The 8487-nt window shown below is 32.8% G+C and carries 9 protein-coding genes; 3 read left to right on the top strand and 6 right to left on the bottom strand.

All coding sequences use genetic code 11. The features are described 5' to 3' along the window. Together DNC80_RS15915 and DNC80_RS15095 are read right to left on the bottom strand one after the other, a co-directional pair. The coding region (locus DNC80_RS15915; protein ID WP_220485263.1) for a hypothetical protein at positions 1 to 319 on the bottom strand (319 nt) is incomplete at its 3' end. A gap of 152 nt (positions 320 to 471) precedes the next feature. Beyond that, the gene (locus DNC80_RS15095; RefSeq protein WP_182651920.1) at positions 472 to 2481 is read right to left on the bottom strand and encodes a S9 family peptidase; all 2010 of its coding nucleotides are present in this window, start codon (positions 2479 to 2481) and stop codon (positions 472 to 474) included. 523 nt (positions 2482 to 3004) lie between these two features. On the opposite strand from DNC80_RS15095, the gene DNC80_RS15090 reads away from it, so the two are divergent. From DNC80_RS15090 to DNC80_RS15080, 3 genes are all read left to right on the top strand, one after another. Next, a complete protein-coding gene (locus DNC80_RS15090) occupies positions 3005 to 3451 on the top strand; it encodes an N-acetyltransferase (protein WP_182651919.1) in 447 nt (148 codons plus the stop codon). Between the two features lie 368 nt (positions 3452 to 3819). After that, complete coding sequence (locus tag DNC80_RS15085) at positions 3820 to 5994, top strand: S46 family peptidase (RefSeq protein WP_182651918.1); 2175 nt, start codon at positions 3820 to 3822, stop codon at positions 5992 to 5994. A 195-nt stretch (positions 5995 to 6189) separates the two neighbouring features. Then, on the top strand, positions 6190 to 6414 hold the full coding sequence (locus DNC80_RS15080; protein ID WP_182651917.1) for a hypothetical protein: 225 nt from the start codon (positions 6190 to 6192) through the stop codon (positions 6412 to 6414). 133 nt (positions 6415 to 6547) lie between these two features. Here DNC80_RS15080 and DNC80_RS15075 read toward each other — a convergent pair whose 3' ends face one another. From DNC80_RS15075 to DNC80_RS15060, 4 genes are all read right to left on the bottom strand, one after another. Continuing rightward, the gene (locus DNC80_RS15075) at positions 6548 to 6898 is read right to left on the bottom strand and encodes a DUF1508 domain-containing protein (protein WP_086455136.1); all 351 of its coding nucleotides are present in this window, start codon (positions 6896 to 6898) and stop codon (positions 6548 to 6550) included. Between the two features lie 156 nt (positions 6899 to 7054). After that, positions 7055 to 7372, bottom strand: coding sequence for a GIY-YIG nuclease family protein (locus DNC80_RS15070; RefSeq protein WP_182651916.1), 318 nt, complete (start codon positions 7370 to 7372; stop codon positions 7055 to 7057). Between the two features lie 228 nt (positions 7373 to 7600). Further along, complete coding sequence (locus tag DNC80_RS15065) at positions 7601 to 8056, bottom strand: hypothetical protein (protein WP_182651915.1); 456 nt, start codon at positions 8054 to 8056, stop codon at positions 7601 to 7603. Positions 8057 to 8099: 43 nt separating this feature from the next. Further along, positions 8100 to 8487 (bottom strand): helix-turn-helix transcriptional regulator (locus tag DNC80_RS15060; protein ID WP_182651914.1); only part of this gene is annotated, 388 nt, incomplete at its 5' end.

Here is an 8487-nt window from a genome sequence, read left to right as displayed (position 1 = left end):
TTTCTAGCCAAGCCATTTCAGTAAAATAGGTAACGGGAAAATATAAAGCTAACCACAGTGCAATAGTTACACAGCTACTTATAAATAATAATTTTAAAAAGACAACAAACAAAACCTGACCTTTATTATTATTTAATGATAAATAGTACAAATAGTTAAAGATAACCCCGAATAAAAGCCATAATAAAAATTCAGAAACAAACAATTTGTAATGTCCAAACTTGATCATGTTTTCGATTTTACCAAAATATGTCAGCGCTAAACAAAGAAACCAAACAATTGGTATAAAGTATTTAGAATTTTTAATAATTGAATTCATTATCTTTTATGAAATTAAACTGTTTAGCAAATCTGCAAGTTGTATTACCAAAGTCAAAATTAGTTTTACCATCTTTTTAGGTTTTAAATTAAACTACTCCTTTAAAACTTTTGGCGAAGTAAAACTACTCCGCCAAAAGTAAACTTTTTAAATTAATTTTTATTTTTTAGGTATTGAGCAAAAAAGCCAAGCATTGATTTATAGAGCTCAATTTGATTTTCTTCTCTTCCAAAACCATGTCCTTCGTTGTACTTTACCATATAAGGAACTTCAAATCCTTTTTTTCGTAAAGCAGTCACAATTTGATCCGATTCTGCAATATTAACCCTTGGATCATTTGCACCTTGAACCACAAACAAAGGCTTTTTGATTTTATCGACTTGATAAAAAGGTGATACCTCTTTGGCAATTTTAGCCTGTGCAGGATTGTCTAAATCATACCAAATTTTCTTTCCCGCTTCTTTATAAGGTTTCCAATATTCAGGAAAAGAACTAAAAAAAGTTTCAATGTTTGAAATTCCCACATAATCCACTCCACACGCATATAAATCAGGTGTTTTTACTAATCCCATCAAAGTAGCATACCCTCCGTGACTTGCGCCATAAATGGCAATTTTATCTTTGTTTATCCATCCTTGTGACAATACATATTGCACTCCATCCTCTAAATCATCCATCACTTTACGACCAATTTGACCATATCCTGCTTTCAAAAATTCTTTTCCGTATCCTCCAGAAATTCTAAAGTTTACATGTAAAGTTGCATAGCCGCGACTCGCAAACAATTGTGCTTCCTGATTAAATCCCCAACTGTCTCTTACCGTTTGTGGACCACCGTGTGGATTAACAATCAAAGGCACCTTTTTTCCGTCTAAAGCCTCTTTAGGCAGGGTGATGTAACCGTGAATTAAAATTCCGTCGCGACTTTTAAAAGAAATCGGCTTCATTACAGCCATATCTTTTTGTTCTAGTTTTGGCATTAAATCGAACATGTAGGTCATTTTATCCAACTTGGAATCGTACTGATAATATTTCCCGTAAAATTTATCACTAGAAACAATGATCAACATTTTTTCTTCATCATCACTTTGGGAAACAATTGAAAATTGCGCATCTTTAAATTCCTTTTGTATGTTATCATAAATCTTTTTAAAAGGCTTACTTATCGGAATGATGGTGTTTTTTTCTCCGTTAAATCCAACATAGTCCACTTCAAAATTTCTATTTTCAGAAAGCCAAAGATAATTGGAATCAAAGGTCGGGTTAGAATAAATTTCCTTTATCATTTTATTCTGCTTCAAATCATACAAAACAATTTGTGTTTTATCAGATTCTAAATTTGATATTACATAAGCATCATCTGGATTAGGAGTTTGGTAATTTAAAGAAACAACACTGAAAGTTTCTGTTGATTCAAATTCTTTTAACAATTTAAAATCGCTAGCGCCTGCAGGCCTGTAGTAGTACTGCATGTTAATCCCGTTAACCAGTCTTGTAAAGCCTATTAGATTGCCATCTTTATCAAAATTATAGGCCAGTATTGGGTTTTTGAGATCCGTATTGGTATATAATTTTTCTATCGCTCCTGTCTTGATATTGATTTTATAAGGCTCCTTAACTTGTTTATTCTCTTTATTCATCGTAACGATAATAAAATCCCTTTGATTTTTTAGTACCGTATTAATTTCTGCCTGTACACCGGCAAAAGGCGTCAAATCAATTGGAACAGAAACATCGATTCCAGCAGAATAAACATGTATGTTTTCATTTCCTCCTTTATCCATAACATAAACTAACCGTTCGTTATTCAACCAAAAATACGTTTTGATAAGTTCTTCTTTTTCCTCTATTACCAGGGAAACCTTGCCTGTTTTAATCTCCTTTACATACACATTGGTTTTGCCATTATCAATTTTTTGAAAATAAGACATGCGTAATCCGTCAGGTGATAATCTAAACGCTCTTGCTTTTGGTTTTGTGTAGAAATCTTCAACGGAATATTTGTAATTTCCATCGTCAAAAGAGGCTAATTTTTCTAGCGCTCCTTTCGACGAAGGCAATGAAATATCGCCAGGTTTTTTTGCTTCTGGTTGAGCTGTCTGTGCATTGGCATTTGATAATCCCATTATTGCTAGTGCAAGCACAATGATGTTTTTTTTCATGATTTTGATTTGATTGATTTGATTGATTTGATTGATTTTGATTGATTTTGATTGATTTTGATTGATGATCTATTCTTTTAGGGTATTATTAATTTCATTAAATAAACCAGCAAAACACCTATTACAAATCCAAAAACTGCTTTTATTATAATTAACCCTTTTTTTGAAATTTCTGTTTTCATACTTTTTTATTCCTAATTGATTGATTGATTGATTGATTGATTGATGATAGAATTGCTTACGCCAATTTCAATTTAGCCAATTAACATTTTAACTAGATAATACAGCGCAAAGCCTACTATAAAACCTAATACTGCTTTTACTACAATTACTCCTTTTTTTAAAATTTCTGTTCTCATTTTTATTTGTTTAAATTGTTTTTATTTGTTTTGATGAGACAAATATAGAACGGCTAAGGCTGTTGTTTTACCGAAAAATGACGAACGGTTGTAACGAAATGACGAACGGTTATGGCAAGACCAAATTCGATATTAACTACCTTTACGCTACTAAATAGAACAATATGATTTACTTTAAACCAATAGAAAAACAAGATGTAAATACTGTCTGTGCTTTGATGGTCGATTTTTACGCCATTGATGGTTATCCTATTGCTATTGAAAAGACAAAAGAATTACTAGAACAATTTATAGACAATCCACAGTTAGGAAAAGCTTGGCTGATCTATTGGCAAGAGCAAGTGGTAGGTTACCTTATTCTAACCTTCGTGTTTAGTTTTGAGTACCAAGGTAAAATTGCATTTTTAGATGAGTTATACGTTACAGAAACAGCTCGAGGCAAAGGCATTGGCAGCAAAGCCATAGATTTTATAAAAGCCGAAAGCCATAAATTATCGTTAAAACTGATCTATCTTGAGGTAGAACCACACAATACAAAAGCACAAAAATTGTATCTTGCCAGCGGTTTTGAAATTCATAATCGAAAATTAATGCGTCTTAAAACTGATTGAAATTGCTAATAAAATAATCAAACACGGACTTTTTAAAACTTTTACTAAGCCGATTCGTTTTGTAGAAACCTATTAAAAGTAAGTTTTGCTTTTAAAAATGAAATGACGCTATTGAGCTAATAAAATGAAAACCAAAATATGTGAAATTTGCTCAACTACAGCCGATACGATGTTTCGAGTTCAAATTAAAGCAGGAAAAAATTGGATTTTCGTTTGTGAATCTTGCTGCGAAAAATCAAAATCATTGCCTGAGTATAAATACGGAGGCACTTGGAAAGGCAAACGACATTAAGACATTTTTTGTTCCATTATATTTAAAATCAATTATCCAGTTGTATCACACTTTTCTCAAACTAAATTATATACCAATGAAATTTTTAAAATTATTCTTATTACTATTTGTCATTCAAACACAAGCGCAACAAGGCGGTATGTGGATTCCCTCTTTATTGAAAGGAATGAATGAAACCGAAATGAAGAATCTAGGCATGAAAATGTCAATCAAAGACATTTATGATGTCAATCAATCTAGCATGAAAGATGCAGTGCCGCATTTTAACGGTGGCTGTACTTCTGAAGTTATTTCACCAAAAGGCCTGTTACTGACCAATCACCACTGCGGTTATTCTCAAATCCAATCACACTCTTCAGTAGACAAAGATTATTTAGCTGATGGTTTTTGGGCCTATAAAATGGAAGACGAATTACCAAACGAAAATTTGACTGTTACTTTTATGGTGAAAATTGAAGACGTAACTACGCAAATACTTGAAGGTACAGCGACACTAGCAAACGAAGCCGACAAACAGAAAAAAATTCAAGAAAACATCACTCTATTGAGCGCCTCTTTCCCGAAAGAATCTTGGCAAGAAAACAAAATTCGTACTTTTTATGAGGGCAATCAATACGTACTTTTTGTAACAGAAACTTTTTCTGATGTGCGTTTGGTTGGTGCGCCGCCTACGTCAATAGGGAAATTTGGGTCTGACACCGACAATTGGGTTTGGCCACGTCATACTGGCGATTTTTCATTGTTCCGCATTTATGCCGATAAAAACAATCGTCCCGCAAAATACTCCAAAGAGAATGTGCCTTATATTCCAAAACACTTTTTACCAATTTCGCTTGACGGTGTAGCCGAAGATGATTTTACGCTTGTTTTTGGTTATCCAGGAAAAACCAACGAATACCTACCATCTGTAGCCATCGAACAAATTGTGAATGAACTTAATCCTGCAAAGATTGAAATTCGTGATAAAGCCTTAAAAGTAGCCGACGGATTCATGCGTAAAGACAATGCTATTAAAATTCAATATGCTTCTAAATATGCCAGCATTGCAAATTATTGGAAAAAATGGATTGGTGAGACACAAGGACTTCAAAAATCGAATGCTGTAGCAGTAAAAAGAGAGGCCGAAAAAGCTTTTCAGCAAAAAATTACTAAAGCAGGTAAAGAAAAGGAATACGGTACACTTTTAGCTGATTTTGATAAAAACTATACAGCAATTGCTCCTTACGCGCTAGCTAGAGATTACTTTATGGAAACCGTACAACGCAATACTGAACTATTGAGTACCGCTTACCGATTGTATCAATTAGAACAAGTATACAAATCAAAAGGGGAGCAAGCCTTTACGGATCGAAAAAATAATTTAGTTACAGGCTTGACTGATTTTTATAAAAACTTCAATGCTACCGTTGACGAAAAAGTTTTTGAACAATTGATAGCTTTGTACGCTACCAAATCTCCAAAACAATTTTTACCGAAAAGTTTAGAAAATATTGACGCAAAAAGTCTAGCTACAACACTATATACCAATTCAAGATTAACGAGCTATAACGGCTTGAAAGAAGTATTAACTGGAGACGCGCCAACCGTTTTAGCGAATTTAAATAAAGATCCTGGATATCTTTTAGTAAAGGAACTTGCGGATAGCTACAACACGCTAATAGCTCCTAAATATGACGAAATCAACCAAACGATTACGGCATTGCAACGCACGTATATGAAGGCGCAATTAGAACTTAACACCGATAGTAGAATTTTCCCAGATGCAAACAGTACCTTACGTGTTACTTATGGAAAAGTAAAAGGGTACGAACCCAAAGATGCAACACTTTACACCCCAATAACCTACTTAGACGGCGTAATGGAAAAATACATTCCTGGTGACTACGAGTTTGATGTTCCAAAAAAACTGATCGATTTGTATCAAAAGAAAGATTATGGTGAGTATGCTGAAAACGGAAAAATGCCCGTATGTTTCATAGGTACAAACCACACTACTGGAGGCAACTCAGGAAGCCCTGCTCTAGATGCTAGCGGTAACTTGATAGGTTTGAACTTTGACCGTGTTTGGGAAGGTACAATGAGTGACATCTATTACGACCCAAGTATTTGTAGAAACATCATGGTAGACATCCGCTATGTGCTCTTCATTATGGATAAATATGCTGGCGCAAAAAACTTAATAAACGAATTGAAACTAGTTCACCCAAAAAAAGATAAAACACAAAAAAAGAAGGGATTAAACGCTAAATAAAAATAAATTTAGGTGCTAATTCAATCATTAAAAAAACACCGTTTGTATTTTAAATATTGGCACAAAAATTGTAATTGAATAAACTGTTGGTAAAAAGTATATTATTTTTCAAAAAAAAAATAAAAAAATATTTTACATATTAAAAAATTTATATCTTTGCCACGAATTAATAATTAACCTTTATATTAAATTAAGATGAAAAAAGTATTTTTAAGTTTAGCTGCTGTTGCTGTATTAACTGTTGTTTCTTGTAAAAAAGCTGATGCTCCTGCTGAGGACGCTGCTGCTGTAGTTGATTCTGCTGCTGCTGTTGTTGATTCTGCTGCTGCTGTAGTTGATTCTGCTGCAACTGTTGTTGATTCTGCTGCTGCTGTTTCTACTGAAGCTGCTGAAGTTGCTACTGAAGCTGCAAAAAAATAATTAGAACTCAATTCTAAAAATTTTAAGAGCCATCCGCCTTGCGAGATGGCTTTTTTATTGGAGTACAGTCATAATTAAAAAGAGCGCCTGGATTTAATTCCAGGCGCTCTTTTTTAGTTTACAGTGTTTTGGTCTAATCTTCCAAAAATATCAAATCATTCGAGGTAAAATCTAACGTTTCTGATACCGATGCGTAGCGAACAATTTCATCAATACCTTTCTGAAGACGCAAGGACGTGGTATACTTTCTACTTGTTGCAAAATGACTTCCCTCAAGCATGAGCTTAAAATAGAATTTCCCTGACGTAGACTTGAACTTTAAAAAATCAGCAGTGTCACTTTTAAGTTTAAATTGCTCAATAGCTTCCTCACATTCAAACTTTAACTCATAACTCAAACTTGTAAAAACTACTTTCCCTTTCCTAGAGGTAAAAACAAACTTATACTCGTCATTAAACCGCTTACTAATTACAAAAGCACCCATACCTATTATTAAAAAGATAAAAAAAAACAACTAACCCACTAACAACTAAAACCACAAATAATCAGCAGTAAAAAAAGGCCATAAAAAAAGCCCCTTCAAACGAAGGAGCTTTGTACTCAGAGCGGCTCCGAAGCTTCGGAGTTGAACCCGCAGATCTTATAATTTATTTTGAATATCTGATAAAATACCTGGATCAACAATCACTTTCTCCAAAAAAACCCTAGATTTCATTCTTTTCAAAAAACGCTCCAATCCATAAGCTGCTGTACTTGAACAACATTCAAAACACAATCTTAAATCCCAAGGAATTCCCTTGCTAGTAAATGTATTATTATACAAGCCAGAATTATGTTCAACTAATCTTTTTTCAACATCATCGGTCGTTCCAACATAATACCTATCTAATTTTTGAGAATAAAGTATATAAATGAAATACATTGATTTAAAATATATAATAAAAAAAGCTCCAAACATAGTTTGAAGCTTTTTTAGTACTCAGAGCGGGACTTGAACCCGCACGAACATTGCTGTTCACTGGATTTTAAGTTCTATAGAATCCAATTTAGTACTTTTAAAAAAACATAAATAGCTGTTTTTCAAAGCCTTATTCTATCAAGATTTATAAGAACAAACAACCTGTAGGTTCGTTAACGGGTTGAAAAATTATAATTATAATGTTAAAATACAACTAATTACAGTGTATTATTTTTTATTTTTATCTGAAAACCTTGAACTTATATTACTGTACTGCACTGCTAATGCAGAATTAAAAGCTTTTGCAAGTTCTGGACTTAATTGGTAAGTATAGTCAGTGTATTCACTAAATAACTTTAAGTTGTTAACGGGTATGCATAAGTAATATGTACTCTTGGTAACAGTACTTGTTACCACTACAGAAATAGCTTTTAAATTTCCAGTTGATTTTTCTATCAAATTAGAAAAACTAAAACTGTATTGCGTGCCAATAGAGACCTTTCCTGCTTCTAGTAAATCATAACCAGCTATAATATCTAAACCGCTTTCTCTCTGTATCTTTAACCCTTTAGTTAAATAATTATACTCCTTTTGATTTGTACTTGCAGAAGTAACTTCCGCTGTTGATTGCGCATAAGAGCTAAAAGTAGCTAAACAAAATGCTGTTAAAATAATTTTTCTCATTTTCTATTAATTATTATTTTTGAACACAACTCTCATTAAAGAGTTATGCGGTTTTACTTTTAATTTCTATATCTAGTTTACTTTCTAGGTTTTTAATTATTTTCTCTTTGTCTTCTAGTGCTTTCTCTAATACTTCAACATATTTTGGACTCACTTGATACGGTACTGGAGAAACTTCATTTGTATAAACAACCTGAGATCCTTTTAACGCGTAAGGCATTGCTTCGGAAAGTTCCGTATTTATAAAATCGTCAATACTTATTTGATAATAAGCACATATCTTTTGAATAGTAATAATTTTAGGTAAAGAGAGCTTTCTTACGTATTGACCCGTTAAACCTTTACTCAATTCAAATATACTTCCAAAATCATCTAATGACAAATTGTTTTTTTTAGTCAAATAATTAATATTTTCAGGAATAAAGTTGTTC

The organism is Flavobacterium sp. SOK18b (assembly GCF_014156605.1).
Lineage (GTDB): Bacteria > Bacteroidota > Bacteroidia > Flavobacteriales > Flavobacteriaceae > Flavobacterium > Flavobacterium tiangeerense.
The sequence above is the reverse complement of the archived record's forward strand: the minus strand, read 5'-3'. Positions and strand labels throughout refer to the sequence as shown.

Bases quoted from the DNA above. Each gene is read 5' to 3' on its own strand.
- DNC80_RS15075 (WP_086455136.1), bottom strand. From the start codon at position 6,898: ATGGGTGCTTTTGTAATTAGTAAGCGGTTTAATGACGAGTATAAGTTT.
- DNC80_RS15070 (WP_182651916.1), bottom strand. From the start codon at position 7,372: ATGTTTGGAGCTTTTTTTATTATATATTTTAAATCAATGTATTTCATT.
- DNC80_RS15080 (WP_182651917.1), top strand. From the start codon at position 6,190: ATGAAAAAAGTATTTTTAAGTTTAGCTGCTGTTGCTGTATTAACTGTT.
- DNC80_RS15090 (WP_182651919.1), top strand. From the start codon at position 3,005: ATGATTTACTTTAAACCAATAGAAAAACAAGATGTAAATACTGTCTGT.
- DNC80_RS15095 (WP_182651920.1), bottom strand. From the start codon at position 2,481: ATGAAAAAAAACATCATTGTGCTTGCACTAGCAATAATGGGATTATCA.
- DNC80_RS15065 (WP_182651915.1), bottom strand. From the start codon at position 8,056: ATGAGAAAAATTATTTTAACAGCATTTTGTTTAGCTACTTTTAGCTCT.
- DNC80_RS15085 (WP_182651918.1), top strand. From the start codon at position 3,820: ATGAAATTTTTAAAATTATTCTTATTACTATTTGTCATTCAAACACAA.